General features: G+C 60.1%; 24 protein-coding genes. 10 read left to right on the forward strand and 14 right to left on the reverse strand.

The genetic code is table 11. The features are described from left to right. Positions 1-60 precede the first annotated feature (60 nt). Genes djlA through AACW87_RS15535 form a run of 3 tightly spaced genes read right to left on the reverse strand, consistent with a single transcriptional unit; the run spans position 61 to position 2,595 of the window. Complete coding sequence (gene djlA, locus AACW87_RS15525; RefSeq protein ID WP_241325483.1) at positions 61-897, reverse strand: co-chaperone DjlA; 837 nt, start codon at positions 895-897, stop codon at positions 61-63. A gap of 19 nt (positions 898-916) precedes the next feature. Continuing rightward, a complete protein-coding gene (gene murU, locus AACW87_RS15530) occupies positions 917-1,585 on the reverse strand; it encodes an N-acetylmuramate alpha-1-phosphate uridylyltransferase MurU (protein WP_241325484.1) in 669 nt (222 codons plus the stop codon). After that, positions 1,582-2,595, reverse strand: a complete 1,014-nt coding sequence (locus AACW87_RS15535) for an aminoglycoside phosphotransferase family protein (protein ID WP_241325485.1) — start codon at positions 2,593-2,595, stop codon at positions 1,582-1,584. Before AACW87_RS15535 ends, murU begins: the two co-directional genes overlap by 4 nt. A 174-nt stretch (positions 2,596-2,769) precedes the next feature. Here AACW87_RS15535 and lptD point away from each other — a divergent pair, with 174 nt between their 5' ends. Genes lptD through AACW87_RS15565 form a run of 6 tightly spaced genes read left to right on the forward strand, consistent with a single transcriptional unit; the run spans position 2,770 to position 9,538 of the window. Further along, positions 2,770-5,202, forward strand: a complete 2,433-nt coding sequence (gene lptD, locus AACW87_RS15540; protein ID WP_241325486.1) for an LPS assembly protein LptD — start codon at positions 2,770-2,772, stop codon at positions 5,200-5,202. Between the two features lie 30 nt (positions 5,203-5,232). Beyond that, a complete protein-coding gene (surA, locus tag AACW87_RS15545) occupies positions 5,233-6,531 on the forward strand; it encodes a peptidylprolyl isomerase SurA (protein WP_103471526.1) in 1,299 nt (432 codons plus the stop codon). Further along, entirely contained in the window at positions 6,531-7,526 is a 996-nt protein-coding gene (pdxA, locus tag AACW87_RS15550; RefSeq protein ID WP_241325487.1) for a 4-hydroxythreonine-4-phosphate dehydrogenase PdxA, read from the forward strand. Before surA ends, pdxA begins: the two co-directional genes overlap by 1 nt. Beyond that, positions 7,516-8,343, forward strand: a complete 828-nt coding sequence (rsmA, locus tag AACW87_RS15555) for a 16S rRNA (adenine(1518)-N(6)/adenine(1519)-N(6))-dimethyltransferase RsmA (protein WP_181003594.1) — start codon at positions 7,516-7,518, stop codon at positions 8,341-8,343. The genes pdxA and rsmA overlap by 11 nt, the downstream gene beginning before the upstream one ends. Positions 8,344-8,347: 4 nt before the next feature. Next, positions 8,348-8,710 (forward strand): Co2+/Mg2+ efflux protein ApaG, encoded by a 363-nt coding sequence (apaG, locus tag AACW87_RS15560; protein WP_241325489.1) that lies wholly within the window; start codon positions 8,348-8,350, stop codon positions 8,708-8,710. 6 nt (positions 8,711-8,716) lie between these two features. Beyond that, the gene (locus AACW87_RS15565) at positions 8,717-9,538 is read left to right on the forward strand and encodes a symmetrical bis(5'-nucleosyl)-tetraphosphatase (protein WP_043135143.1); all 822 of its coding nucleotides are present in this window, start codon (positions 8,717-8,719) and stop codon (positions 9,536-9,538) included. Positions 9,539-9,710: 172 nt separating this feature from the next. On the opposite strand, the gene AACW87_RS15570 is transcribed toward AACW87_RS15565, so the two are convergent. From AACW87_RS15570 to AACW87_RS15580, 3 genes are all read right to left on the reverse strand, one after another. Beyond that, positions 9,711-10,211: a DUF6622 family protein gene (locus tag AACW87_RS15570; protein WP_241325490.1), complete on the reverse strand. Its 501-nt coding sequence runs from the start codon at positions 10,209-10,211 to the stop codon at positions 9,711-9,713. A gap of 110 nt (positions 10,212-10,321) precedes the next feature. Continuing rightward, on the reverse strand, positions 10,322-10,822 hold the full coding sequence (locus AACW87_RS15575) for a 2TM domain-containing protein (RefSeq protein WP_043135144.1): 501 nt from the start codon (positions 10,820-10,822) through the stop codon (positions 10,322-10,324). 192 nt (positions 10,823-11,014) lie between these two features. After that, a complete protein-coding gene (locus tag AACW87_RS15580; RefSeq protein WP_241325491.1) occupies positions 11,015-12,004 on the reverse strand; it encodes a luciferase-like monooxygenase in 990 nt (329 codons plus the stop codon). A 312-nt stretch (positions 12,005-12,316) separates the two neighbouring features. Here AACW87_RS15580 and AACW87_RS15585 point away from each other — a divergent pair, with 312 nt between their 5' ends. From AACW87_RS15585 to AACW87_RS15595, 3 genes are all read left to right on the forward strand, one after another. Continuing rightward, a complete protein-coding gene (locus AACW87_RS15585) occupies positions 12,317-12,757 on the forward strand; it encodes a DUF1842 domain-containing protein (RefSeq protein ID WP_043135146.1) in 441 nt (146 codons plus the stop codon). A gap of 59 nt (positions 12,758-12,816) precedes the next feature. After that, positions 12,817-15,789: an HD domain-containing phosphohydrolase gene (locus AACW87_RS15590; RefSeq protein ID WP_241325519.1), complete on the forward strand. Its 2,973-nt coding sequence runs from the start codon at positions 12,817-12,819 to the stop codon at positions 15,787-15,789. A 133-nt stretch (positions 15,790-15,922) separates the two neighbouring features. Beyond that, positions 15,923-16,273, forward strand: a complete 351-nt coding sequence (locus AACW87_RS15595; RefSeq protein ID WP_241325492.1) for a hypothetical protein — start codon at positions 15,923-15,925, stop codon at positions 16,271-16,273. 58 nt (positions 16,274-16,331) lie between these two features. Here the strand turns inward: AACW87_RS15595 and AACW87_RS15600 are convergent, their stop codons facing one another. The 5 genes from AACW87_RS15600 to rplU all read right to left on the reverse strand — a co-directional run bounded on the left by AACW87_RS15600 (position 16,332) and on the right by rplU (position 21,963). Then, positions 16,332-18,026, reverse strand: a complete 1,695-nt coding sequence (locus tag AACW87_RS15600) for an AMP-binding protein (RefSeq protein ID WP_241325493.1) — start codon at positions 18,024-18,026, stop codon at positions 16,332-16,334. Between the two features lie 173 nt (positions 18,027-18,199). Further along, entirely contained in the window at positions 18,200-19,570 is a 1,371-nt protein-coding gene (locus tag AACW87_RS15605; RefSeq protein ID WP_241325494.1) for a YjiH family protein, read from the reverse strand. Between the two features lie 408 nt (positions 19,571-19,978). Further along, entirely contained in the window at positions 19,979-21,184 is a 1,206-nt protein-coding gene (gene cgtA, locus AACW87_RS15610; RefSeq protein WP_098980649.1) for an Obg family GTPase CgtA, read from the reverse strand. 192 nt (positions 21,185-21,376) lie between these two features. Next, a complete protein-coding gene (gene rpmA, locus AACW87_RS15615) occupies positions 21,377-21,634 on the reverse strand; it encodes a 50S ribosomal protein L27 (RefSeq protein WP_005311678.1) in 258 nt (85 codons plus the stop codon). Positions 21,635-21,651: 17 nt separating this feature from the next. Continuing rightward, entirely contained in the window at positions 21,652-21,963 is a 312-nt protein-coding gene (gene rplU, locus AACW87_RS15620; protein WP_005304210.1) for a 50S ribosomal protein L21, read from the reverse strand. A gap of 242 nt (positions 21,964-22,205) precedes the next feature. On the opposite strand from rplU, the gene ispB reads away from it, so the two are divergent. After that, a complete protein-coding gene (gene ispB / locus AACW87_RS15625; protein ID WP_103471532.1) occupies positions 22,206-23,177 on the forward strand; it encodes an octaprenyl diphosphate synthase in 972 nt (323 codons plus the stop codon). Between the two features lie 90 nt (positions 23,178-23,267). Here the strand turns inward: ispB and AACW87_RS15630 are convergent, their stop codons facing one another. The 3 genes from AACW87_RS15630 to hflK all read right to left on the reverse strand — a co-directional run bounded on the left by AACW87_RS15630 (position 23,268) and on the right by hflK (position 25,594). After that, a complete protein-coding gene (locus AACW87_RS15630; protein WP_065403357.1) occupies positions 23,268-23,456 on the reverse strand; it encodes a DUF2065 domain-containing protein in 189 nt (62 codons plus the stop codon). A gap of 101 nt (positions 23,457-23,557) precedes the next feature. Next, positions 23,558-24,442, reverse strand: a complete 885-nt coding sequence (hflC, locus tag AACW87_RS15635) for a protease modulator HflC (protein ID WP_005311670.1) — start codon at positions 24,440-24,442, stop codon at positions 23,558-23,560. A 3-nt stretch (positions 24,443-24,445) separates the two neighbouring features. Then, on the reverse strand, positions 24,446-25,594 hold the full coding sequence (hflK, locus tag AACW87_RS15640) for an FtsH protease activity modulator HflK (RefSeq protein WP_043135178.1): 1,149 nt from the start codon (positions 25,592-25,594) through the stop codon (positions 24,446-24,448). Between the last annotated feature and the right edge of the window lie 91 nt (positions 25,595-25,685).

The raw sequence follows: 25,685 nt of genomic DNA on the forward strand, positions 1-25,685 counted from the left end.
TTCTCACACAAAAATGCCCGTCATCGACGGGCATTTTTTATGGCTGACAGATAACGGCACTCAGCGAATACCGCGCGCCTCGCGGATCCACTCCCAGGCCTGCTGTATCTCCTGGGTCTTCTCCTTCGCCATCTCCATCATCTCGGGCGGCAGCCCCTTGGCGGCCAGCTTGTCCGGATGATGCTTGCTCATCTCCTTGCGGTAGGCGCGCTTGATATCCTGATCGCTGTCGTTCTCGCTCACTCCAAGCAGCTGGTAGGCATCCTTGAGGCGATCCTTGGAGGGCGCCTCCTGCCGGTACTGCTGCCCGCCGTGCCCACCGTCCTGATACTGGCCGCCGTGAGCCCGGTTGAAGAAGTTCATCTGCGCCTCGGCCATGGCCAGGATCCGGGCCAGCTCGATGCGGCTGAAACCCAGCTCATCGGCGATGGTGTGCAGTATGGCGCGCTCGTTGGCCTCGACCTTGCCATCGGCAAAGGCGGCCTGCAGCTGCACCTCCAGGAAGAAGCGCAAAATGTCGCGCTGCCCCAGGCTGGCACGGCGGAATTCGGCCAGGGTTTCCTGCAGCGGGAACCCGGCCTCCTTGCCCAGCCGGAACGACTCCTGGGCGCGGGCCCGCTGCTCGCCCACCAGCCGCATCCGATCCATCAGGTTGGACGCGACCCGGATCTCCTGCTCTGTGACCTGGCCGCTCGCCTTGGCGATATGGCCCATGACGGCGAAGGTGGCGTGGAAGAAAACCGCCTGCTGTTGCTGACTGGGGCCACGCTGGAACGCCCCCCGAATACCCATGCCCCGATCGAAACGATGGCCGATCCAGAGGCCAAGCAGGGCACCAAAGATGTTGCCGAGCAGAAAACCGAAGAAGGCGCCAAGCACCTTACCCCAAATACGCATGGTTCAAGACCTCGTGATGTTAATGAGAGTGCCCCAGCAGCTGGTCATCCAGCTCGCGCAGCCGCGAGACAGTGCCTATGTCCCGCCATTCGCCGGCCAGCATGGTGCCACCAACCCGGCCTTGCGCCATCCAGTCGCGCAGCAGGGGGGCCAGCTTGCGCGCACCCGGCGACAAGTCGGCAAAAGCGGCGGGGTCATAGAGCCCGATACCGCTGAAGGTGAAGGCCGGCGCATCCTGTACCCGACCCGCGTTAAGAGAGAAATCCCCGCCTGGATGCTGGGGTGGATTGGGCACCAGCCAGAGGTGGGCCAGATCCTCCCCCAGTGGCTGGGTCACCAGGGTGCGATAGTCCAGGTCGAGCCAGGTATCGCCGTTGATCACCAGAAAAGGCGCAGGGCCGAGCAGGGGCAACGCCTGCACTATGCCACCGGCGGTTTCCAGCGCACTCGCCTCTGCCGACCAGTGAATCTGGACCCCGAACGCACTGCCGTCACCGAGCGCCTCCACCAGCTTGTGGCCGAGCCAGGCATGGTTGATGACAAGTGTGGTCACCCCGGCCGCCGCGAGCTTCTCGATATGGTGCACTATGAGCGGCTTGCCCCCCACCGCCAGCAGCGGCTTGGGCAGGCTGTCGGTGAGCGGGCGCATGCGCTCGCCACGGCCGGCGGCCAGGATCATCGCCTTCATGGTGTCACCTGCGCTGTGCGGTTGATCCCGGGCAGCACCACCTGCTCCAGCCACAGGCCGAAACGGGCCAGCACGGGATAGGTGGCGCCATGCTGGTGGCACGCGTCCACCACATAGCCCAGGGTGCGGGGAATGTCCTTGAGGTAACCGGATTTGCCGTCGCGATGGTAGAGGCGGGTGAAGATGCCCGCCGCCTTCAGGTGACGCTGCATGCCGGTCAGGTCGGCATGGCGACGGAAACTGGCATAGTCGAGTTCGCCAAGCAGTCCCGCCTGCTGCAGGGTATCGAAGCCCTGCTGCATGCCCTGTTCGATCACCGCATCCGGCCAGCGCACGTAACAATCCTTGAGCAGCGAAACCAGGTCATAGCTAAGAGGCCCGATGACCATGTCCTGAAAATCGATGATGGCCAGGGTGCTGGTCTCGGGCCTGTCGCCACCACACACCATCAGGTTGCGGCTGTGAAAATCCCGGTGCATCACCCCCTGCGGCTGGGCCAGGTTGTTGGCGGTGAGGCAGGCGAAGGTGTCATCCAGCAGCCGTTGCTCGGCCTCGCTGAGCTGCAATTGCAGGTGATGACCCAGCAACCACTCGGGAAATATGCTGTTTTCACGGGCCATGAAGGCTGCGTCGAAGGGTTCCAGCACCAGATCCACAGCCCCCAGCCGGGGCAGCAGCACTATGGCCTTGCCATACCAGGCCTGCACGTTGTGCACATCCAGACAGCCGATAAGCTGGGTATCCCCCAGATCCGTCACCGCCAGCAGGCCCTGCTCGTAGTCCACCGCCCTGACCTCGGGCGCCAGCAGCCCCACGGCGTGCAGGGCAGCCGCATTGCGAACGAATTCATGATTTTTTTCAGTTTTCGGATTGGCATCTACCCACACCAGGCCAGCGCCACGGTGGTAGCGGCGAAAACTGGCGTCACCGGAAATCAGGGTCAACTGAAGGTTGGCATCACCGGAGATCCGGCGCGCCCATTGCAATAGCAGGGAATCGCGATCGTACATAAGTCGGGGACCAAATTGGAAAGCAGCACTTGGCTGTTAGCCCTGGCCGCAATAATGCTTTATCATTGCCGGCTAACATAAAGCAATGACATGCAATGTCAACTCGATGAATCCTGTCGTAAAATGCATGTCTTGAATCAGCCGTAGCTACCACGGATTGCGCGAGTCTTTCACATGACAAAATGGACACTGGGGTACGCTTATCCCATCGCCCTGACCATCAGCCTTGTTCCAGCCCTGACCCCTGCCATGGTGCAGGCGGCACCGCTGACGCCGCCGCCCGCCACCGGGATCCTGGACGGGCTCTGCTATGACTATGTTCCCAAGATAGAGCGGCTGGCCCCGGACAAGGATGCCAACGCCCAACCCGTCGAAGTGGATGCGGATCGGCTCGAGGCCAAGCAGGGCGGCACCGCCGTCTATCAGGGCGACGTCAAGGTTCGCCAGGGTGTGCGCAAATTTGACTCAGATTATGCCGAGCTCGATCAGAAGAGCCGGGATGTCATCGCCATCGGCAACATCTATTACAACGATGGCCAGATCACTGTCACCAGTGACAAGACCCTTAAATCCAACCTGGATACCAAGAATTCCGAGCTGGAAGAGGGCAAGTATCAGGTGCATGGTTCGCCGGTGCGCGGCTCCGCCGACCGGGTCACCATGACCAACAACAACCAGAACATCACCCTGGAAGGGGCCCAGTACACCACCTGCCCGCCGGGCCAGGAAGTGTGGACCCTCAAAGCGGGCAGCATAGACATAGATCAGACAGAGGTGTTCGGGGAAGCTTGGAACGCCAGCCTCTGGCTCTATGACTATCCGGTCTTCTACTTCCCCTATATCAACTTCCCCATCAAGGATGAGCGCAAGACGGGCCTGCTCTACCCGGGGTATACCCAGAGCTCCAAGAACGGCATGGACATCACCCAGCCGTTTTACTGGAACATAGCGCCCAACTACGACGCCACCATCACCTCCCGCTTCATGGACAGACGGGGCCTGATGGAGCAGGTCGAGTTTCGCTACATGCCGGATCCGACCCACGTAGGCAGCCTCTATTTCGAGAACCTGGCAAACGACAAGCAGTACGACGAGACTCCCAGCCTCAACGATTATCTCTCAGATGGTCATCGCTACCTGTTGAACGCACACCACACTTCCATGTTCATGGACAATGCGATGCGGGTGTCGGTGGACTACACCAAGGTGCGGGATCGGGATTACAACTACTTCAACGACTTCTCCCCCAAGGTGGGCACCCAGGTCGACAACCAGTTGCAGCAATCCCTGATGGCCGGCTACTTCCAGCCCAACTGGAACATCAACACCGAGGTGCGGACCTACCAGATACTGCTGGCAAGCGCCCAGCAGCCCCACGAGCTGATGCCGCGCATCGATCACAACTACTACCAGCAGGGCAGCTGGTATGATCTGGCCTGGAATACCGAAATCACCAAGTTCGGTTACAACAATGCCCAGGCCATAGAGCAGAACCAGGGCAGCGCCTACACGGGTACCCGGGTCTACACGGCCCCGACCCTGACCATGCCGCTGATCGACGAGGCGGGCTACTACCTCGACAGCCAGTACAAGCTGATGTACACCCGTTACGATCAGGAAGTGCCGGACAACATGAGCTCCACCTTCGTCAGCCGCTTCACCCCTGCGGGTGCAAGCGGCGTCACCCTGGACGAAGGCATCATCACCCGGACCCTGCCCTCCTTCCGCCTCAAGGGCGGCATGACCTTCGAGCGCAACCAGAACTGGTTTGACGGCGACGCCAACCAGACCCTGGAGCCCGAGTTCCAGTACCTCTATGTGCCCTACAAGGATCAGGACAACATAGGCGTCTATGACTCCACCACCATGCGCCAGGACTACTACAGCCTGTTCAGCGATCGCCGCTACGCCGGTCTGGATCGTATCAGCGACTCCAACCGTCTGTCGGTCGGCGTCACCAGCCGGATATATGATGGTGCCGGCGATGAACGAATTCGGCTGGCTGTTGCCCAAGCTTTCGATTTTGTTGCGCCCAGGGTCAAGCTCTACCCCAGCGATGCTCTGACCACCAATACCCGCTCCCCGCTCTCCTTCGAGGGGGATGCCAAGATCAATGAACAGTGGTTTGCCCATGCCGGCGCGCAATATGATGTGGACCAGAGCCGCTTCAGCTCTGCCAACAGCGCCGTCGAGTATCGCCGCGAGAAGCTGATCAGCCAGCTGAACCATCGTTTCGTGCGCGATGCCAACCTTGTGCCAAACACCAATAACGAGGTCACCGACCTCAACCAGATCGGCCTGCTGTTGACCACCCCGCTCAACGATCAGTGGCACCTGTACGGGGGTTACTATCAGGAGCTCAATCAGAGCGTGAAGTCTGACCGTAAGGTAGGTCTGAAGTACGACTCCTGCTGCTGGAGCATCAACTTCAACCTGGAGTGGGTCAATACGCCCAACAACGTGAACAATACGTCCACAGCCGAGCGCAGTTTCGGTATTCAGTTTGAAATGAAAGGATTGGGTAGCGTGGGTACCGGCACCAAGGGCACCTCCCTGGACACCGAAGCACTGCCTTACATTCGTCCGTTTAACCTGCGAGACCAGTAACCGGTCTGGCAAACGCCTTGAGAGATGGATATGAAGAAGACGTTGATTTCCCTGCTGACTGCAGGCCTGTTCGGAGCCATGAGTCAGGGTGCCTTCGCCGCCCCCGAGCTGATGGACAAGGTGCTTGCCGTGGTCAACAAGGACGTGGTGCTGGCCAGCCAGCAGGACGCCCTGGTACAGAAAGTCAAAAGCTCGGCCCAGGAGAGCGGTCAATCCCTGCCTGACGATGCCACCCTGCGCAAGCAGGCGCTGGATCGCCTGATCCAGGAGAGCCTGCAGCTGCAATTGGCGGATCGTCAGGGCCTCAAGATCAGCGACACCCAGCTGGAGCAAGCCATCCAGAGCATAGCCGCCGACAACAAGATGACGGTGGAGCAGCTGCGTGCCCAGCTGGCCCGCGAAGGGCTGACCTATGCCCAGTACCGGGAAGAGGTGCGCCGCGAGATACTGATGAACGAGGTGCGCCGCAACCAGGTGCGCCGCCGCATCAACATCTCCGAGCAGGAGGTCAAGCAGGTGGTGGACATACTCGCCAAGCAGGGCCAGCAGCAACAGCAGTACCATGTCGGCCATATCCAGATTGCCCTGCCGGACAACCCGAGCGCCGAGCAGCTCAACACCGCCAAGAGCAAGATTGAGCGCATCCTGGCCGCCCTCAAGCAAGGAGCCGACTTCCGCAAGCTGGCCATTGCCGAGAGCAACGGTCCCAAGGCGCTGGAAGGGGGCGACTGGGGCTGGATGAGCCCGCAAGAGATGCCGACCCTGATGGCCGAAGCGGTACAGGGCGCCAAGAAAGGTGACATAGTGGGTCCGCTGCGCTCGGGCGCCGGTCTGCACATCATCAAGGTGTTCGATGCCAAGGGTCAGCAGCAGGTCGTGCAGACCGAAGTGCGCGCCCGCCACATCCTGATCAAGCCCTCCATCATCCTGAGTGAAGAGAAAGCCAAGGGCATGCTGGACGGCATACTGCACGACATCAAGAGCGGCAAGGCCAGCTTCGCCAGCCTGGCGGAGAAGTATTCCGAAGATCCGGGCTCTGCAGTGCAGGGCGGCGAGCTGGGCTGGTCTGATCCCAACGTCTACGTGCCGGAATTCCGCGACATGGTCAACCGCCTCAAGCCGGGTGAGCTGAGCGCCCCCTTCCGCACGACCCACGGCTGGCACATTGTCCAGCTGGAAGAGCGTCGCAGCCAGGATGCCACCAACAAGGCCCAGGAACAGCGCGCCTATCAGCTGATCTTCAACCGTCGCTTCACCGAAGAGTCCCAGGCCTGGCTGGACGAGCTGCGTGACGAGGCCTACATCCAGATCGAAGGCGCCGGCAGCTGATGAGCTGTCGTCGTCTCGCCGTCACGCCGGGTGAACCGGCCGGGATTGGCCCGGATCTGGTGCTGCAGATAGCCCAGCAGGATTGGCCCCACCAGCTGGTGGTGATCGCTAATCCCGCCCTTATGCTCGAACGGGCCGCCCTGCTGGGGCTGCCCATCGAGCTGGAACCCTATGACGCCAAGGCTCCTGTCCAGCCGCAGCGGGCGGGCACCCTGACCCTCTGTCCGGTCACCCTGGGCGCCCCCGTGGTGCCGGGTGAACTCGATGAAGGCAATGGCGCCTATGTGCTGGCGACCCTGCAGCGCGCCTGCGACGGCAACCTCAGCGGCGAGTTCGCCGCCGTGGTGACCGGCCCGGTGCACAAGGGGATCATCAACCAGGCGGGTGTCTCGTTCAGCGGTCATACCGAGTTCTTCGCCCAGCAGTCGGGCACCGCCGATGTGGTGATGCTGCTGGCGACGGAAGGCTTGCGGGTGGCGCTGGCGACCACTCACATCCCGCTGGCCTACGTGGCGATGGCGATCACCGAAGATAGGCTCGGCAAGGTGATCCGCATCCTGGATGCGGATCTCAAAACCAAGTTTGGCATCGCCAAGCCCCGAATTTACGTCTGCGGCCTCAATCCCCATGCCGGGGAAGGGGGCCATCTCGGCCGTGAAGAGATTGACGTGATCGAACCCGCCCTGGCCGGCTTGCGCCAGGAGGGGATAGATCTGGTCGGCCCGCTGCCGGCCGATACCCTGTTCCAGGACAAATACCTCAAGGATGCGGATGCGGTACTCGCCATGTACCACGACCAAGGACTGCCCGTGCTCAAATACAAGGGCTTCGGCAGTTCGGTCAATATCACCCTTGGACTTCCTTTCATCCGCACTTCGGTGGATCACGGCACTGCGCTGGATCTGGCAGGCAAGGGCCTGGCGGATCCGGGCAGTCTGATCACCGCGATTAACCACGCCATCAAGATGGTAGAGAAAAAAAGATATGAGCAGTAAGGTGCAGAGCAACAAGGTGCACATGGGCCACACAGCCCGTAAGCGTTTCGGTCAGAACTTCTTACACGACCGCTATGTGATCGATCAGATAGTGGCCGCCATCAATCCGCAGCCGGGTCAGAACCTGGTGGAGATAGGTCCCGGTCTGGCCGCGCTGACTGAACCGGTCGCCTCCCAGATGGACAAGATGACGGTGGTCGAGCTTGACCGGGATCTGGCCGCGCGCCTGCGTGAGCATCCGACCCTCAAGGACAAGCTGACCGTGATCGAGGCCGACGCCATGCGCTTCGACTTCGGCACCCTGATGGGGGAAGGCAAGGGGCCGCTGCGCATCTTCGGCAACCTGCCCTACAACATCTCAACCCCGCTCATCTTCCACCTGTGCGATTTCGCCGACCGGGTCGAAGACATGCACTTCATGCTGCAAAAGGAAGTGGTCCTGCGGATGTCCGCCGGTCCGGGCAGCAAGGCCTATGGCCGTCTGAGCGTCATGGTGCAGTACTACTGCCAGGTGATCCCGGTACTGGAAGTGGGCCCTGGCGCCTTCAAGCCAGCACCGAAAGTGGATTCTGCCGTGGTCCGTCTGGTGCCGCACAAGAACCCGACAATCGTCGCCAAAGACATCCGCTGCCTGAGCCGCGTCTGTACCGAAGGCTTTGGCCAGCGCCGCAAGACCATCCGCAACAGCTTCGCCAACTTCATCACGGACGCCCAGCTGACCAAGCTTGGCATCGATGGCAACCTGCGCCCGGAGAATCTCTCCCTGGAGCAGTTCGTCATGATCGCCAACTGGCTGGCGGATCAGCAACAGGCCTGATCCCGTGGCACACCCGCACATAGTGATCCGCCCATACCCCAGTTATGTGGCGGATACCCAAGACCCTTACCAGTTCCACTATCTGATCGAAATTGAGAATCTGGGGCCCGGCCCGGCGCAGCTGCTGCACCGGCGCTGGCTCATCACGGATGCCAATGGCAAGATGCTGGAAGTCGAGGGCCCCGGCATCGTCGGGGAGCAGCCCCTGATTGCGGAAGGGGAGACCTTTCGCTATCAGAGCGGCGTGCCACTCGCCACCCCGCTGGGGGTGATGGAAGGGAGCTACACCCTGCAAGATGCGTCGGGACAGCAGTTCGAGGCGCCCATAGCGCCTTTTACGCTGGCCGTCCCCCACATTATTAATTGAGGTTTCATGGCGAACTGTTTTGTTGGCGATATCCAGGGCTGTTATGACGACTTGCGCCGTCTGCTGGATCTGGCCGAGTTCGATCCCGGCAACGATGTGCTCTGGCTCTGTGGTGACCTAGTCGCCCGCGGTCCGGACTCCCTCAACACACTGCGCTTCGTCAAGTCACTGGGAAGCCGCGCCGTCACAGTGCTCGGCAACCACGACCTGCACCTGCTGGCGGTAGCCGATGGTGTCGCGCCGCTCAAGAAGAAGGACAAGCTTCAGGCCCTGATGGAGGCCCCGGATCGGGACGAACTGCTGGAGTGGCTGCGTCATCGCCCCCTGCTGGCGGAGCATCCTGACCTGCCCATCATGATGGTGCATGCCGGCATCTCCCCCGCCTGGGACGCCCGCACGGCGCGCAACTGTGCCCGCGAGGTGGAGAGTCTGCTGCGCGGTGATCAGTACAGCTGGCTGCTGCACAACATGTATGGCGATCTGCCCGATGGCTGGAGTGAGGATCTGGCCGGTATCGAGCGTTACCGCTACATCATCAACACCTTCACCCGCATGCGCTTCTGCTATTTCGACGGCCGGCTCGAGTTCAAGTGCAAGAAGGGTCCCACGGAATCCACACCCGGCCTGCGCCCCTGGTTCGAGCAGCGTGAACACCACGTGGATGACCCCATACTGGTGTTCGGCCACTGGGCGGCCCTGATGGGCAACACCGGCAAGCAGGATATCAAGGCGCTGGATACCGGCTGCGTCTGGGGCAACAGTCTCACCCTGTGGCGTTATGAAGACGATGCCCTGATAGCGACACCCTGCCCCACTCACGCCAAATAAGCTTGCTCAGTGAATACTTTTAGTAATAAGCCCGACGCGATGTCGGGCTTTCTACTTCAGATATAAAGAGCTATTCATCTCCCACCAATTTAAATGTATTTAAAACATATAAATCACGATATATAAATTAATATATGACGTATATCTGTTGAAAATCACACAATTAAAAACATTATTTTTCTTGTTTAAAAATTAAATATAATTTCAACGCTCTGCCCCAGAGCACACCACTAATCAGCCCACTTAAAAAGCCAAATAAAAGATTGAAAGATAATGACCCCCTCAATTCTGGATCTACATTAAGAAAAGCATTCAACGTGTACTTTGTAATAAAAGCAATCATCACATATATAATAACCCATGAAGTACCAGGCCAGATAATCAGATCACTTCCCTCTTTACTTTTTAACTGTGGACCACGACTCAAGATACACCAACCACATCCACAACCGAGCACTAACCCCACCACCATGGCTACTAACCCCCAGAACGAGAAGGCTAGGTCATAGCTCACACTGATTCCTCCCCATAAGAGAAAAAACAATGGCATAACGAACAAATTTTGAATCTCCATCTCTCTATCATTTAATGCACTGATCCCATTTACTATCAAGACGGCAAATAAGATCCAGACCCATATTGGAGTGCCAACAATGATATTTACAAAAAACATGTCCCCTCCTTTGTAATCAATGGAGAAATCTAACAGTACTTGCCACAAACCATTTAATTAGCTATTCATAAAATAAATTTAAAACCACGCTTAACTCGCAGTGGAAGATATTACAACTTGCGTCCCAGCCGTTTCTCTATCTGACGCCGTTCCCACTCGGGCCCGAACAACTTGAAGGGCTGGAACAAATTGATGGCATGGGAGATCAACCCCAATCCCCAACCCAGCGCCGGCCACCAGGCCCAGATATAATCCGGATTGCTGAGGTAGTTGATGACAAACAGCCCGCAAATTACCAGCACATAGCTGGCAATGTGGTAGTAGAAGCCCTTGAGCCCCTCCACATAACGCATGGCCGCCCGCTCCTCTGCCGACACCTGTACCGCATCCTGACCCATGGTTTCATTCCCTCTCATCTCGCGCTCCTGTTGTTGCGTCCCGTCTAACTGAGCCACATCAAGTTCAAAGACGGAGGCCAGGGCCTTGAGAGACTCCAGTCCGGGCTGCTGACCCTGTTCGATCCGCTGTATGGTGCGAACGCTCAGGCCAGTCAGGGTCGCCAATTGATCCTGGGACCAACCCCGCTGCAATCTCAACTTCCTGACGATCATCATGAGCTCCTTGTGGTGATTGACAGGGCCAGCATAGGGCCTGAGTGGAGGGCGGTGACACGACAGATGCCCGACATCAACCTGACTATCCTTTAAAATCAATACGTTGAAAACATGTTATGAGCACTGTTGTCAGTCGGCGGGCCAAGCACCTGGCTCGACCCGCCACAGTGACAAGCCCTGCCTGACAGCTTACAGGCTATTCATCAGCTCGGCCGCAATCTCGAAAGAGCGCAGACGGGCCTGGTGATCAACGATGGGGCCGTTGAACATCAGCTCATCGGCCCGGGTCTCGGCCAGCAGCGCCTTGAGGCCGTGACGCACCCGCTCCGGATCGCCGACCAGGGAGCGGGCCAGGGTCTGCTCCATCGCCATCAGTTCGCGGGGTGACCACTCTTCTCCCAGCTTGATCACGGGCGCGGGCAGCTTGCCCGCGTCACCGCGGTAGAGACGCAGGAACTGCTGCTGCACAGTGGTGAACTGGAAGCGGGCTTCCCGCTCGCTGTCGGCGGCGATCATGTTGATGCAGACCACGGCATAAGGCTTGGGCCAGCGCGCCGAAGGGCGGTACTGGGTACGGTAGATCTCCAGCGCCTGCAACAACAGGGCGGGGGCGAAGTGGGAGGCAAAGCCGAATGGCAGCCCCATGGCCGCCGCCAGCTGGGCGCTGTAGAGGCTGGAGCCCAGTAACCAGATGGGCAGGTGCAGTCCCTGACCCGGCACCGCCTGTACCGCTCCCGCCTCGTCCCCAAAGTAGCTCATCAGTTCGCGCACATCCGCCGGGAACTCGTCCACCTCGCCGCTGCGCTGACGCCGCAGCGCCTGCATGGTGCGCTGATCTGTGCCGGGCGCCCGGCCCAGCCCCAGATCGATGCGATCAGGGTAGAGCGAGGCCAGGGTGCCGAACTGCTCGGCGATCACCAGCGGCGAATGGTTCGGCAGCATGATGCCGCCGGCGCCGATCCGCAGTGTGTTGGTGGCACCCGCCAGGTGGCCGATCAGCACAGAGGTGGCGGCGCTGGCGATGCCCGGCATGTTGTGGTGTTCGGCCAGCCAATAACGCAGGTAGCCCCAGCGCTCGGCATGTTGTGCCAACTCGCGCGAACGACGGAACGACTCGGCCGGCTGGGATCCTTCGGGGACGGGCACCAGATCGAGCACGGAATAGGGGATGGCAGACATGGGTCACTCCATTGATTCACAGACCAGTAACAAGGAGGGCAATGTAGCACGAGATACCTGAATGAATCACGCATCGGGCCGGCGAATTGCCCCCGCTCAATCTCTGGCAGGCCGACAACCGAAAGCGTCACACAGGCCGCACACCTGATTTACCCTGCCCTGGCATCAGGTGGGGTGGTGCTATGCCAGCCCTGACGGGGCGTCAACTGACAAGTTGCACAGTTACCCTCTCCGGCCGCAGGCGCTAGCATGCTGTGGCTCGTCATCTGGTTGTGAGCTACACCCACCCTCTTCTTGCAGGAGAATACAGGCATGAATGCAATCACAGACACCAAGACCGGCCTCTTCCTCGCCTCTTTCGAGATTGGCAAAGCCATGCCGGGAGCACAACTGCTGCACCTGAACCTGGCCGTCTATACCCCGGGGGAGACGGTGAACGGCGTCGCTCACCTGACCCAGGCAACCAATCCACCGCTGGACATGGCCTCCGAACTGAAGGGCCAGTACACCTATATGTGTGTCATGCCCAAGCTGTGCCATATCCTGGTAACCGCCCAGGGTTATCCCATCATCAAGTGGCCGCAGGGTGGCGGGATCGGCCCCGTGATCCAGCCCAACTTCGAGCTGCGCATGGTGCTCAGCGAAGACTGGAAGTCAGGCACGGCCAACTACAAGTACCAGGACAGCCATCAGGTTTGGCACGAGGTGAAAGACGCCCCCGTCAACCTGGTCCCCGCCGCCGTACTGGCGTGACCCCCAAGACGGCCCCGCCAGGGGCCGTCACATCCGACGCCATATCCTGATACCGCTCAATCATTTATTGTGTTTTCTGTCATCCTGTTGGCACACTGGTAGTTGATCGTCTCTGCAATCGCCCGTGTGACAAGGATGCGTCCATGACAAGTGCCAGGCCAGGTCGTAAACCCTTCTATGTGCATATCGCCACCCTCTTCATCCTGCTGTTTACCCTGCTGGGCAGCGCCCTCATAGCGTTGCAGTTCCAGCAAGGGGCACGCCAGGGGCTGGAGCATGAGCGACAGAACTTCCTGCAATACCGGGAGCAGTTGTCCCTCGCACTCCAGCTGAACGAGCGACCGGCCCGCATGTCGCTGAGCCTGCTGCGCAGCGGCCAGCTGGCGGCCATGACCAGCCTGGATGCTCGCCTGGGCTACCTGCCGCAACTGGCGGAGGTGCTGGCCAACAGCCCCAGCTATGGGGCCGTCTACGCCGGCTATGAGGATGGCGACTTCTTCCTGGTGCGCAAGCTGACCGGACGGGCCAGAGCCCAGCTGGACAAGGTGCCCGCCGCCAGCACCCTGCTGGTGCAGAGCCTGCATCAGGGCAAGGGGGAGTTTCTCTACTTCGATCAGCGGCTGACCCTGCTCGAGCGCCGGGCCATGCCCCTGTACCAGTTTGATCCCCGCAGCCGCGACTGGTACAAGCAGGCACGCTGGCGCACGGGGATCGCCACGACCAGTCCCTATCTCTTCTTTACCACCAAGGAGCCTGGCATGACGCTGGCGGTGGAGAGCGATGACAGACGGGCGGTGATCGGGCTGGATACCAGCGTCGAGGGGCTGTCGGCCCTGATCGGCAAGCTGCACTTGCCAACGCAGAGCCAGGTGATCCTGTTCGACGAATACGCCACCCTGCTGGCCGCCGATCCCAGGCATCTGCCCAGCTTCGAGCAGCTGAGCCAGCTGCCCACGCTGTCGGCGCTGTCCCATCCCGTGCTGACCCGGCTGCAACAGCAGATCAGCAGCCAACCCGCCCTGCTGAGCAGTCCGGTGGAACTGAACCTGACCGCCGCCGATGACAGCGACTGGCTAGTCAACCTCTCCCCCCTCGGCGAGGGTTCCCCCTTCCATATCGCTCTGCTGGTGTCGGCCGATCTGCTCTACCAGCAGGCCCGCGACGAGGCACTGGTCAATCTCGGCTGGGCGCTGGCGGGCTTGCTGTTGCTGCTGCCGGTGATCTGGCTGGTCTCCCGCCGTACCGCCACCCCGCTGCTGGCCCTGACCCAGGAGGCGGAGCGGATCCAGCACTTCGACTTCGGCGAGAGCCGGGTGCCTGAGTCGGCGATCCGCGAGATCGACGATCTGGCCCGTACCATGTCCGGCATGCGGCTGACCCTGGGCAACTTCATGAACATGGGCCGGGCGCTGGCGGCCGAACACCGCTTCGACTCCCTGCTCAGCCGCATACTTCAGGAGACCATAGCCGCGGTGCAGGCCCAAGGGGGCTGCCTCTACCTGGCCCAGGAGCAGAGCATGGTGGCGGTCCAGGCGAGCTGGCGACAGCAAGCCCTGCCCGCCGGGCAAGTCCCCTGGCAGGAGGCGCTGCTCGGCAAGCTGGCCCAGACAGAGCGGCTCACCCTAGCCGTCGACGAGCGCGGCTGGCGGCAGTATCTGGCGAGCTGGGGCCCCTTCCCCGGCCCCTGCCAGCTGGTGGCCGAGCCCCTGCGCAACCATAGACAGGAGCTGATCGGCTGCCTGCTGCTGATCCTGCCCGACTGCTCCGCCCGCGAGCTGGCCTCGCGCATCAGCCTGATCGAGGCGCTGGCGGGCACCTCGGCCTCCGCCATCGAGAACCAGCGCCTGCTGGAGGAGCAGAAACAGCTGCTGGAGTCCTTCATCGAGCTGATGGCCGGCGCGATCGATGCCAAGAGCCCCTACACAGGGGGTCACTGCCAGCGCGTGCCCGAGCTGACCCGGATGCTGACCGAGGCGGCCTGTGCCCAGCAGCAGGGCCCGTTCGCCGACTTTCGGCTCAATGAGGAGGAGTGGGAGGCCATCCATATCGCGAGCTGGCTGCACGACTGCGGCAAGGTCACCACGCCGGAGTTCGTGGTCGACAAAGCCACCAAGCTGGAGACCCTCTACGACCGGATCCACGAGATCCGCACCCGCTTCGAGGTGCTCAAGCGCGACGGTTACATAGAGGCGCTGGCGGCCCGCCTGCCGGCGTCAGAACGGGAAGCGGCCAGAGCGGAGGTGGCGCCGCTCTGGAGTACCCTGGACCAGGAGTTTGCCTTCGTCGCCGAGTGCAACCTGGGGGGCGAGTGGATGGCGCCGGAGAAGCTGACACGGCTGGATGCCATCGCCAGCCGCACCTGGCTGCGCACCCTGGATGACAGACTCGGCATCAGCCGGGAGGAACTCAAGCTGCGCCAGAGCGAGTCCGCCGCGCCGCTGCCCTGCGTCGAGCCTCTGCTGGCCGACAAGGCGGCCCACCTCATTCCCCGCCCTGTTCACGACCGCCTGGATGAGCACAACTCCTGGGGTTTCAAGGTCAAGGTGCCCACCCATCTCTACAACCGGGGGGAGCGCTACAACCTGGCCATAGGCCGCGGCACCCTCACCGAGGAGGAGCGCTACAAGATCAACGAACACATCATCCAGACCATCCGCATGCTGGAGCGGCTCCCCTTCCCGCGCCACCTGCGCAGCGTGCCCGAGATCGCCGGCGGTCACCATGAACGCATGGACGGCAAGGGTTATCCCCGTCAGTTGCTGGGGCAGCAGATGAGCATTCCGGCCCGCATCATGGCCATCGCAGACATCTTCGAGGCGCTGACCGCCAGCGATCGCCCCTACAAGTCAGGCAAGACGGTGGCCCAGTCGCTGGCCATCATGCAGAGCATGGTGCGCGAGCAGCACATAGACCCGGCGCTGTTTGCCCTGTTCGTCGGCAGCGGCATCTGGCGCGACTATGCCGAGCGTTTCCTCGCCCCCGAGCAGCTGGATCAGGTGGATGAAACCGCCCTGCTGGCCGCGCTGACGTAGGGCGGGATCATATTTTCTTACATTTGTGCGCTGGTCTGAGCGCACCGGCTTGGTTATAACTGTGCCCCTATAGCGAAGGGGGAGCAAAAGACTCCCCCTCACTCTTTGTCACACCACACTGTTCAGGTTATCCATGTCAAAACATCTCATCATGCTGGGCGCACTGGCGCTGTCCGGCTGCTCCCTGTTGTCGCCTCCCCCGCCCACCGTCACCCCGGTGCACCTGGCCGATGCCAGCCAGCACGGCTTCTATATCGAGTGCAGCAGCATGGCGGCCTGTTTCAATCAGGCCAACCAGACCTGCCCCCAGGGTTACAAGGAGACGGATCGCCGTCAGCAGACGCTCTACTCCACCCAGTACACGACGGGCAGCTATGACGAGGAGAGGAAGCTCTACAAGGCGGGCAAGCCTTATCGCGTGGCCAGTACAGTCCATTCGCTGACCATTCAGTGCCCCACGGACTTGAGCATCACGCCGCGCTAGCAAGCAGCCGGCAACGAAAAAGGGCCCGCGGGCCCTTTTTCGTTGCACCAGAACAGCCTCAGCGCGTCGCCTCGACATGCTGACGGGCCAGCTCATCGCTCATTGCCTCCCGCATCTTGAACTTCTGCAGCTTGCCGGTCACCGTCATGGGGTACTCCTCCACGAAGCGGATATGCCTGGGTACCTTGAAGTAGGCGATGCGGGCCGACAGGAAGTGCTTGAGCTCCTCCTCGCTGACCTCCTGCCCGGGCCTGAGCTTGACCCAGGCGCACACCTCCTCGCCATAGCGCTCGCTGTCGACCCCGAACACGGCCGCATCCTGCACCGCCGGATGGTCGTAGAGCCGCTCCTCTATCTCGCGCGGATAGATGTTCTCGCCACCACGGATGATCAGCTCCTTGCTGCGCCCGACGATCTGCACATAGCCCTCTTCGTCCATGATGCCGATGTCCCCCGAATGCAGCCAACCCTCCTCGTCTATGGTCTCCGCCGTCTTGGCAGGATCCTGCCAGTAACCCTGCATCACCCCCTTGCTGCGACAGCAGATCTCCCCCCGCTCGCCGATGGCCACCGTCTCGCCGCTCGGGTCAACCAGCTTGATCTCGGTGTGATCGAGGGCGCGGCCAACCGTGGTGACCCGCTTGTCCAGCGGCGCATCGATGGCGGTCATGTGGTTGATCGGGCTGCACTCTGTCTGGCCGTAGGCTATGGTCACCTCGGTCATGTGCATCAGGGTCTGCACCTTGCGCATCAAGGGCTCGGGGCAGATGGCCCCGGCCATGATGCCGGTGCGCAGGGAGGAGAGATCAAACTCCGCAAAGCCGGGCAGCTCCAGCTCGGCGATGAACATGGTCGGCACGCCGTGCAGGGCGGTGCAACGCTCCTCGCTCACCATCTGCAGGGCCGCCACAGGGTCGAACGCCTCCGATGGAAACAGGGCGCAGGCCCCCACGCTGATGCAGACCAGGTTGCCGAGCACCATGCCGAAACAGTGATAGAGCGGCACAGGTATGCAGAGCCTGTCCTGCTCGCTGAACGCCATGCCCCGCGCCACCTGGCGGCCGTTGTTGAGTATGTTGCCGTGGCTCAAGGTCGCGCCCTTGGGGTTGCCCGTGGTGCCCGAGGTGAACTGGATGTTGATGGCATCGTCCGGCTTGAGGCCGGCCGCCACCCGGGCAAGCCGGGCCGGATCCTGCTCGTCCCCCAGCGCCAGCACGGCACCGAAGTTGAGCATGCCGGCGCTGTCCTCCTCCCCGAGCCGGATCACCATCGCCAGGCTCGGCAAGCGGGCGCTGACCAGCTGCCCTGGCGGCGCACTGGCCAGTTCCGGAGCCAGCTCATTGAGCATGGCGAGGTAGTCGCTGCCCTTGAAGGCACTGGCACAGATGAGGGCACGGCAGCCCACGTTGTTGATGGCAAACTCCAGCTCGTAGCTGCGGTAGGCGGGATTGATGCAGACCATGATGGCGCCGATGCGGGCGGTGGCGAACTGCACCAGACACCACTCTATGTTGTTTGGTGACCAGATGCCGACCCTGTCCCCCGGCTGGATGCCGAGCGCCAGCAAGCCCAACGCCAGCCTGTCTATCTGGGTCAGGTATTCGCGGTAGTTCCAGCGGATCTGCTGGTGGCGCACCACAACGGCGGGCCGTTCGGGAAAGCGTTCGGCTATCTCTTGCAGGTATTCGCCTATGGTCTGATGAAGCAGGGGCTGATCGCAAGGACCGGCCCTGTAGCTGAGCAGTGAGGTCATGGGGTGACTCCTGGCCACGTTCGATTTGAATTGCCTACTGCTCGGCTGGCACGCTTTTTTCAGCTTGTTACATTAATGTAAAACCCCACTATTAAAAAGACTCACTTTGGTCTAATGCCGACCACAAAAAACGGCCAACCCAGGTTGACCGTTTTGCATCCAGAACAACTGCCCTAGAACAACAGATGCGCCACACCGGCGATGACCGGCAGCGTGACCAGGGTGCGCAGCAGGAAGATGACAAACAGCTCCCACAGCTTGACCGGGATCTTGCTGCCCAGCAGCAGGGCACCCACTTCCGACATATAGATGAGCTGGGTGACCGACATGGCGGCGATCACGAAGCGGGTGATGTCGCTCTCTATGGTAGAGGCCAGCACGGCCGGGATGAACATGTCGGCGAAGCCCACCATGATGGTCTTGGAGGCGGCTTCCGCATCCGGCAGTTGCAGCAGCTCCAGCAAGGGCACAAAGGGCGCCCCCAACCAGTTGAAGATGGAGGTGTGCTCGGCCAGCATCAGGGCACAAGTCCCTATGGCCATCACCACAGGCAACACGCCGAACACCATGTCGAGTGCGTTCTTCACACCTTCTCGCGCCACCGCGCCCATGTCCGTCATGCTTTCGGCCTTGGTCAGCGCCCGCTCATAGCCATAGCTCAGCACGCTGTGCTCATGAGGCACTGACTCCTGCTGACGGCACAGGGGGGTGCCATCGGCATAGACGTCCTTCTTCCAGGAGAGCGGCGGCAGGCGTGGCACGACTATGGCAGCCACCACACCGGCCAGGCAGACGGTCAGGTAGAAGGGCACGAACATGTGTTCCAGTCGGACCTGGGAGATCACCACCAGACAGAAGGTAATGGAAACCGCCGAGAAGGTGGTGCCTATGACGGCAGCCTCACGCTGGGTGTAGAACTTGCCTTCGTACTGCTTGCTGGTCAGCAGAATGCCGACACTGCCATCCCCCAGCCAGGAAGCGAAGCAATCCACGGCGGAACGGCCCGGCAGGCGGAACACTGGGCGCATGATGCGGGTCATCATGGTGCCGACGAACTCCAGCAGACCGAAGTCCAGCAGCAAGGGCAACAGCAGACCGGCGAAAATGAACACCGAGAACAGCACAGGCAGCAGATCGTGCAGCACCAGGCCACCGGTGGCACCGGAGCGCAGCGCCTCGGGCCCGGTCTCGAAGAAGGTCAACAGCACGAACACGCCGCCCAGCACCCGCACGCAGGCCCAGAAGGGGGAGACATTGAACAGGCTGTTGAGGAAGGGGCGCCTGACCAGGATGGCCGGCTTGAACAACCAGGCAACCAGCGTCATCAACATGGTGGTGGTGATGATGGCACTGACCATGGCCACCAGATAATCGGCAAACACCGTCTGTACCAGCTTCGCCAGCACGGCGACGGGTATGGTGACGTTTCCGTCATAGATGACGGGGGTCATGAACAGCAGGATCCCGATGAGTGACGGGACCAGGAACATCAGCACATTGCGGCGGGTATTGAGCGCAGGTGCTTGCAGAGTCTTTTCCAGCATGGTTTACAGCCTTAATGTTACTTTTCCTTAGCCAGGCAAACCTGCATATTCATGCTCTCACCCAGCAAAACGGGCGCAAGAATACCCCAATAAAATGCACAAACAAGCTTTTAACGGATCATTCCAAGCATAAATATTTTCACAGGCAAACCTTCCATAAGAATGACCTCAAACAGATATGCATATCAATTCATTGTTAATGGTTAGCACATTGTTTCAATTAGGTTGCATTCAGGTGCGCAGTATAATCAGTTGCGGTTGGCAGGCAATAAGTGACATAAGAAATATATCTATATGATGATCGGGCCAGCCGGATGGGCCCCATAAAAAAACCGGAGTCTGTTGCCAGACTCCGGTTTTTCTCATCGATGGGCCAGGATGCCACACCGATCAGGCAGGACAGGGTGATCAGTCACGAACATAGATGACTTCAACGCCATCATCTTCGTCATCATCCCAGTCGTCGTCATCGTCGAGGGTCGCATCGAAGGCCAGGGAAGCCGCTGCGGCCTCAGCTTCGGCCTGGGCCAGCTGGTTCTTGTGGTAATCGTCCCACTTGAACTCCACCTTCTCGATGGCGTCCTTGGCATCTTCGACCAGCGTGCGCGGCATGGTATCCAGCAGATCCAGGATGTCGTAGCACACCTTCTTGGTGCCTTCCTTGCTGATGGCCGTGATCTGGTAGACAGGGCCTTCGTATGCCAGCGCAGCCTTGACGCGCTCCATCACCTCGACCGCTTCCTCTTCCAGGATCAGATCCATCTTGTTGAACACCAGCCAGCGCGGCTTGCCCGCCAGCTCGGGGCTGTATTTTTCCAGCTCCTTGACGATAGTCACGGCATTCACGGCCGGATCGGAGCCATCTACCGGGCAGATATCCACCAGGTGAAGCAGCACGCGGCAACGCTCCAGGTGCTTGAGGAAGCGGATCCCCAGACCTGCGCCTTCGGCGGCACCCTCGATCAGACCCGGAATGTCAGCAATCACGAAGGAGCGGGAGTTCTCGCCACGCACCACGCCCAGGTTGGGTACCAGGGTGGTGAAGGGGTAGTCAGCCACTTTCGGACGGGCCGCAGAGACGGCGCGGATAAAGGTGGACTTGCCCGCGTTGGGCAGACCCAGCATGCCGACGTCGGCCAGCAGCAGCAGTTCCAGCTTCAGGGTACGTACTTCACCCGGCGTACCGCTGCTCTTCTGGCGCGGCGCCCGGTTGACGGAGCTCTTGAAGCGGGTGTTGCCCAGACCGTGGAAACCACCCTTGGCAACCATCAACTTCTGACCATGAGTGGTCAGGTCGCCCAGTCGCTCACCGGTATCTTCATCACTGGCGCGGGTTCCGACCGGAACGCGCAGTACCTTGTCTTTGCCACGATGACCGGTACAGTTGGCACTGCGGCCGTTCTCACCGCGCTCGGCCGCATGGAAGCGTTCGAAACGGTAATCGATCAGGGTGTTCAGGTTTTCATCGGCAATCAGATAGACATCGCCGCCATCGCCACCGTCTCCGCCATCCGGACCACCGTTGGGAATATACAACTCCCGGCGAAAACTGACACAACCGTTACCACCGTCACCGGCATCGACTCGAATCTGGACTTCATCAACAAACTTCATAGGTAACCGTCACCTTAATTCGAAAAACCGATACGCAATTATAGTGGTACAGGCCCCTGCGGGCGATACGCATCTTAGCGATGAATGCCTCGCGCAACACCAGGCACATCTGCGTTCCGTTTTTTCGTAAACTGCGTCAGAAAAACAAAAGCCCCGCCTGTTGGCGGGGCTTCGGATCCTTGCGGTCCGTAATTACTCAGCAACTATGCTAACGTACTTACGATTCAGTGGACCTTTAACTTCGAACAGGATCTTGCCAGTCGCTTTCGCGTACAGGGTGTGATCGGTGCCCAGACCAACGTTGGTGCCAGCGTGGAACTTGGTACCACGTTGACGAACGATGATGCTGCCTGCCAGAACTGTTTCGCCGCCGAAACGCTTAACGCCAAGGCGTTTAGCTTCAGAATCGCGACCGTTGCGGGATGAACCGCCAGCTTTTTTGTGTGCCATCTATCGGACTCCTCTAATTAAGCGCTGATGCCAGTGATTTTGACTTCAGTGAACCACTGACGGTGGCCCGCTTGCTTACGATGGTGCTTACGACGACGGAACTTGACGATAGTCACTTTCTCGCCACGGCCGTGAGCCACAACTTCAGCTACAACCTTGCCACCTTCAACGAAAGGAGCACCTACTTTAAAAGTGTCGCCTGCAGCAACCATCAGAACTTCGTTGAAGTCGATGGTAGCGCCAGTCTCAACGTTCAGCTTTTCCAGACGAACGATTTGACCTTCGGCCACACGGTGTTGTTTTCCGCCGCTTTGGAATACCGCGTACATTTGATTAACTCCGTAAAGGCGTGTCTTTTGCTCAAGGCCAGACACGCGCAAAAACCTATAACAATGGGCCGGCATTCTACGCAAATCGATTTGCTCAGGCAAGGCCAATTTAGCAAAAAGTTTATTTTGTGCGCATATCTGCCGCCGTGAATAAACGCTTAACTGTAACCCATTGTGAAATCGTGTAGAATCCCCGCCATTACTAAAACCGCAGTTATTGCTGCCGTCACGTTACGAGACTTATGGACCAACAGACTATCCGTGCGCTCTGTGCCGCCGACATGACGGCGGTGAATGAACTGATCCTGGCGAGACTTCAGTCCGATGTCAGCCTGATCAACCAGCTGGGTTTCTATATTGTCAGTGCAGGCGGGAAACGGATGCGCCCCATGCTGACAGTGATGGCCGCCCGCGCACTGGGATACGAAGGGCAGGATCATCTCAAGCTCGCCGCCATCATAGAATTCATTCACACCTCTACCCTGCTGCACGACGACGTGGTCGACGAATCCGACCTGCGCCGCGGCCGGGAGACAGCCAACGCCCTGTTTGGCAATGCCGCCAGCGTGCTGGTGGGTGACTACCTCTACAGCCGCTCCTTCCAGATGATGAGCGAACTCTCCAACCTCAAGGTGATGGAGATACTGTCGGATGCCACCAACACCATAGCCGAGGGCGAAGTGTTGCAGCTGATGAACTGCAACGATCCGGATACCACGGAACAGAGCTACATGACGGTCATCTACTGCAAGACCGCCAAGCTGTTCGAGGCCGCCACCCGCCTCGCTGCCGTGCTGACCCATCAGCCCGAGCCCGTCGAGCAGGCCATGACCGACTATGGAAAGTATCTGGGTACCGCCTTCCAGATCATCGACGACGTGATGGACTACTGCTCCCAGAGCGACGAGATGGGCAAGAACGTCGGTGACGATCTGGCCGAAGGCAAGCCAACCCTGCCGCTGCTGCGAGCCATGGAAGTGGGCTCGCCCGAGGAGCGTCAGCTGGTACGCGATGCCATCGAGCACCGCAACGGCATGGAGCATCTCGACCGGATCCTGGCCATTCTGGATCGCACAGGTGCGCTGGAGTACTCCCGCATGCGTGCCCGGCAAGAGGCCGACAAGGCCATCGCAGCGCTCGCCGTCCTGCCGGACTCCCAGCACAAGCAGGCGCTGGAAACCCTGGCCCAGATGGCGGTACAGCGCAGCGCCTGAGTCAACGACTCCTGCTGGATGAAAAAAGAGGCCCTGGGGCCTCTTTTTTATTGTCTGCGCTTTGCTGGTAGCCTGAGCCAGCCAGATGGCTCAATGACTCAGCATCCAGAGAATCACGGTGCCCGCCACCACCAGCGAACCACCGATGCGACGCAGCTGCTCGGGGGGCTGATCACTGAGCAGCCGCAGCATCTGCTGCCAGGCCTTCGGCATCAACAGGGGGCCAAGCCCTTCAAACAGCAATAGCAGCCCCAATCCCATCAAGATGGATGTCAACATTCCCGCTCCTTGCACAAAAAAGCCGCCCGTATCGGCGGGGTCTGGCGCCATAAAGCAAAAGGGCCTGAATCATCAGGCCCTTTGGTCTTATTGCTTGTCCCTTACTGCTTGGTGCCGTGAGGAGACTTGAGGTAGCGGAAGAACTCGCTGTCTGGTTTGAGCACCATCAGGTCGTTGCCACCGGCAAAACTCTTGCGATAGGCCTCCATGCTACGCACGAAGCTGAAAAACTCGGGGTCTTTCTTGTAGCTGTCGGCATAGATCTTGGCGGCTTCGGCATCCCCTTCACCACGCAACTGACGCGCATTACTCTCGGCGTCGGCGATCATGACGGTCACCTTGCGGTCGATGTCGGCGCGCAGGATTTCGGCCTGCTCGCGGCCCTGGGAGCGATGCTCACGGGCTACTGCAGTCCGCTCGGCACGCATCCGCTGATAGATGGAGCTGGAGACTTCCACCGGCAGGTTGATCTGCTTGATCCGCACATCGACCACCTTGATGCCGAGCTCGGAGGAGCGCGCCATCTTCATCAGGGCATCTTCCATCACGGTACTGCGCTCACCAGAGACTATGTCCTTGATGGTGCGGTTACCGATCTCGGAACGCAGACCGTTGTTGATCTTGCGCTTGAGCAGGTCTTCGGCCTGGATCTTGTTGCCACCACCGGTTGCCAGGTAGTACTTGGAGAAGTCCTCGATCTTCCACTTCACGTAGGAGTCGATGATGAGGTCTTTCTTCTCCGAGGTGACGAAGCGATCCGCCTGGCCTTCCAGGGTCTGGATGCGGGCATCCATCTTGCGAACCTGATCGATGAGCGGCACCTTGAAGTGCAAACCAGGCTCATAGAGCCGCGGCTCGCCGGATTCAACCCGCTTCACCTTGCCAAACTGCACCACTATGCCCTTCTGGCCTTCATCAATGATGAAGATGGAAGAGAAGCAGACCATGGCGGCCACAGCGATGACACCAATAGCTATTTTTTTCATCTATTAGTTTCTCCCTGAGCTGAAACGGTCACCGCTGCGCAGCGGGGTCGGTGTGGAATTGGCCCCTTCGTTGGACGGCGTGGTCGATTCAACTACCGGCGTACCAGCCGGACGAGCCGGTTGTACCGCATTCGCCTTGCCAGACAATTTGTCGAGCGGCAGATAGATCATGCTGTTGTTACCCGCCGGCATGTCCACCAGCACCTTGTTGGCCTGTTGATAAAGCTCTTCCATGGTTTCCAGGTAGATACGCTCGCGAGTCAACTCGGGCGCGGCCTGATACTGAGGCAGCAACTCGTTGAAGCGAGCCACTTCACCCTTGGCCTTCAGCACTATCTGGGACTTGTAACCTTCGGCTTCCTGTTCCAGACGCTTGACCGAACCGCGGGCCTTTGGCTCCACTTCACGGGCATAGGCTTCCGCTTCACGAATGAAGCGCTGCTCATCTTCCTGGGCGGAGATGGCGTCATCGAAGGCGTCTTTCACCTCTTCCGGCGGACGCGCCGGCAGGAAGTTGACGTCGACGATCTGCAGACCCATGTGATATGGCTCCACGATACTGTCGATCACCTGCCAGGTTTCCTGACGGACCTTTTCCCGACCCGTGGTCAGCACATCGTCCATCCGGGTGTGACCCACCACATAGCGCAGGGCGCTGTCAGTGGCCTGACCCAGACTCTCGTCAGCATTGGTGACGCTGAACAGGTACTGCTCGGGATCGACCACGCGATACTGCACGTCCATCTCGACCCGCACCACGTTCTCGTCCTGGGTCAACATGAAGCCGGAGGCCGGCAGGGAGCGTACAGACTCGACGTCCACCGGGATCACCCGGTCGATGAAGGTCGGTTTCCAGCGCAGGCCCGGATCCACGTTATGGGAATACTCCCCAAAACGCAGCACCACGCCCCGCTCGGCTTCGCGAATGGTGTAGAAGCCGCTGACGACCCACACCACCACGGCCACGACCAGTGCGATAGAGAGACCAAAACGGCCCATCTCGCCACCTGACTTGCCACCACCCAGCAAACCACCAAAACGGCGGCTTACCTTGCGCAACATCTCGTCCAGATCAGGGGGTCCCTGATTCTTGCCGTTGTTCCCCCAAGGGTCACGGTCTTTGCCGTTGTTTCCAGGCTCATTCCAAGCCATCAGCATCTCCATTAATACAAGCGGATGGATATCAACTCTATCTGGCCATCAATCGTTGATGAAGCCTGTAAGCATTCATCTTCATCGACGA

The sequence above is a fragment of the Aeromonas sp. MR7 genome (genome assembly GCF_963899385.1).
Classification (GTDB): Bacteria; Pseudomonadota; Gammaproteobacteria; order Enterobacterales; family Aeromonadaceae; genus Aeromonas; species Aeromonas bestiarum.

Excerpts from the sequence above, each read along its gene's own strand:
- djlA (WP_241325483.1), bottom strand. The coding sequence starts at position 897 with ATGCGTATTTGGGGTAAGGTGCTTGGCGCCTTCTTCGGTTTTCTGCTC.
- murU (WP_241325484.1), bottom strand. The coding sequence starts at position 1,585 with ATGAAGGCGATGATCCTGGCCGCCGGCCGTGGCGAGCGCATGCGCCCG.
- AACW87_RS15535 (WP_241325485.1), bottom strand. The coding sequence starts at position 2,595 with ATGTACGATCGCGATTCCCTGCTATTGCAATGGGCGCGCCGGATCTCC.
- lptD (WP_241325486.1), top strand. The coding sequence starts at position 2,770 with ATGACAAAATGGACACTGGGGTACGCTTATCCCATCGCCCTGACCATC.
- surA (WP_103471526.1), top strand. The coding sequence starts at position 5,233 with ATGAAGAAGACGTTGATTTCCCTGCTGACTGCAGGCCTGTTCGGAGCC.
- pdxA (WP_241325487.1), top strand. The coding sequence starts at position 6,531 with ATGAGCTGTCGTCGTCTCGCCGTCACGCCGGGTGAACCGGCCGGGATT.
- rsmA (WP_181003594.1), top strand. The coding sequence starts at position 7,516 with ATGAGCAGTAAGGTGCAGAGCAACAAGGTGCACATGGGCCACACAGCC.
- AACW87_RS15565 (WP_043135143.1), top strand. The coding sequence starts at position 8,717 with ATGGCGAACTGTTTTGTTGGCGATATCCAGGGCTGTTATGACGACTTG.
- AACW87_RS15570 (WP_241325490.1), bottom strand. The coding sequence starts at position 10,211 with ATGTTTTTTGTAAATATCATTGTTGGCACTCCAATATGGGTCTGGATC.
- AACW87_RS15575 (WP_043135144.1), bottom strand. The coding sequence starts at position 10,822 with ATGATCGTCAGGAAGTTGAGATTGCAGCGGGGTTGGTCCCAGGATCAA.
- AACW87_RS15580 (WP_241325491.1), bottom strand. The coding sequence starts at position 12,004 with ATGTCTGCCATCCCCTATTCCGTGCTCGATCTGGTGCCCGTCCCCGAA.
- AACW87_RS15585 (WP_043135146.1), top strand. The coding sequence starts at position 12,317 with ATGAATGCAATCACAGACACCAAGACCGGCCTCTTCCTCGCCTCTTTC.
- AACW87_RS15595 (WP_241325492.1), top strand. The coding sequence starts at position 15,923 with ATGTCAAAACATCTCATCATGCTGGGCGCACTGGCGCTGTCCGGCTGC.
- AACW87_RS15600 (WP_241325493.1), bottom strand. The coding sequence starts at position 18,026 with ATGACCTCACTGCTCAGCTACAGGGCCGGTCCTTGCGATCAGCCCCTG.
- AACW87_RS15605 (WP_241325494.1), bottom strand. The coding sequence starts at position 19,570 with ATGCTGGAAAAGACTCTGCAAGCACCTGCGCTCAATACCCGCCGCAAT.
- cgtA (WP_098980649.1), bottom strand. The coding sequence starts at position 21,184 with ATGAAGTTTGTTGATGAAGTCCAGATTCGAGTCGATGCCGGTGACGGT.
- rpmA (WP_005311678.1), bottom strand. The coding sequence starts at position 21,634 with ATGGCACACAAAAAAGCTGGCGGTTCATCCCGCAACGGTCGCGATTCT.
- rplU (WP_005304210.1), bottom strand. The coding sequence starts at position 21,963 with ATGTACGCGGTATTCCAAAGCGGCGGAAAACAACACCGTGTGGCCGAA.
- ispB (WP_103471532.1), top strand. The coding sequence starts at position 22,206 with ATGGACCAACAGACTATCCGTGCGCTCTGTGCCGCCGACATGACGGCG.
- AACW87_RS15630 (WP_065403357.1), bottom strand. The coding sequence starts at position 23,456 with ATGTTGACATCCATCTTGATGGGATTGGGGCTGCTATTGCTGTTTGAA.
- hflC (WP_005311670.1), bottom strand. The coding sequence starts at position 24,442 with ATGAAAAAAATAGCTATTGGTGTCATCGCTGTGGCCGCCATGGTCTGC.
- hflK (WP_043135178.1), bottom strand. The coding sequence starts at position 25,594 with ATGGCTTGGAATGAGCCTGGAAACAACGGCAAAGACCGTGACCCTTGG.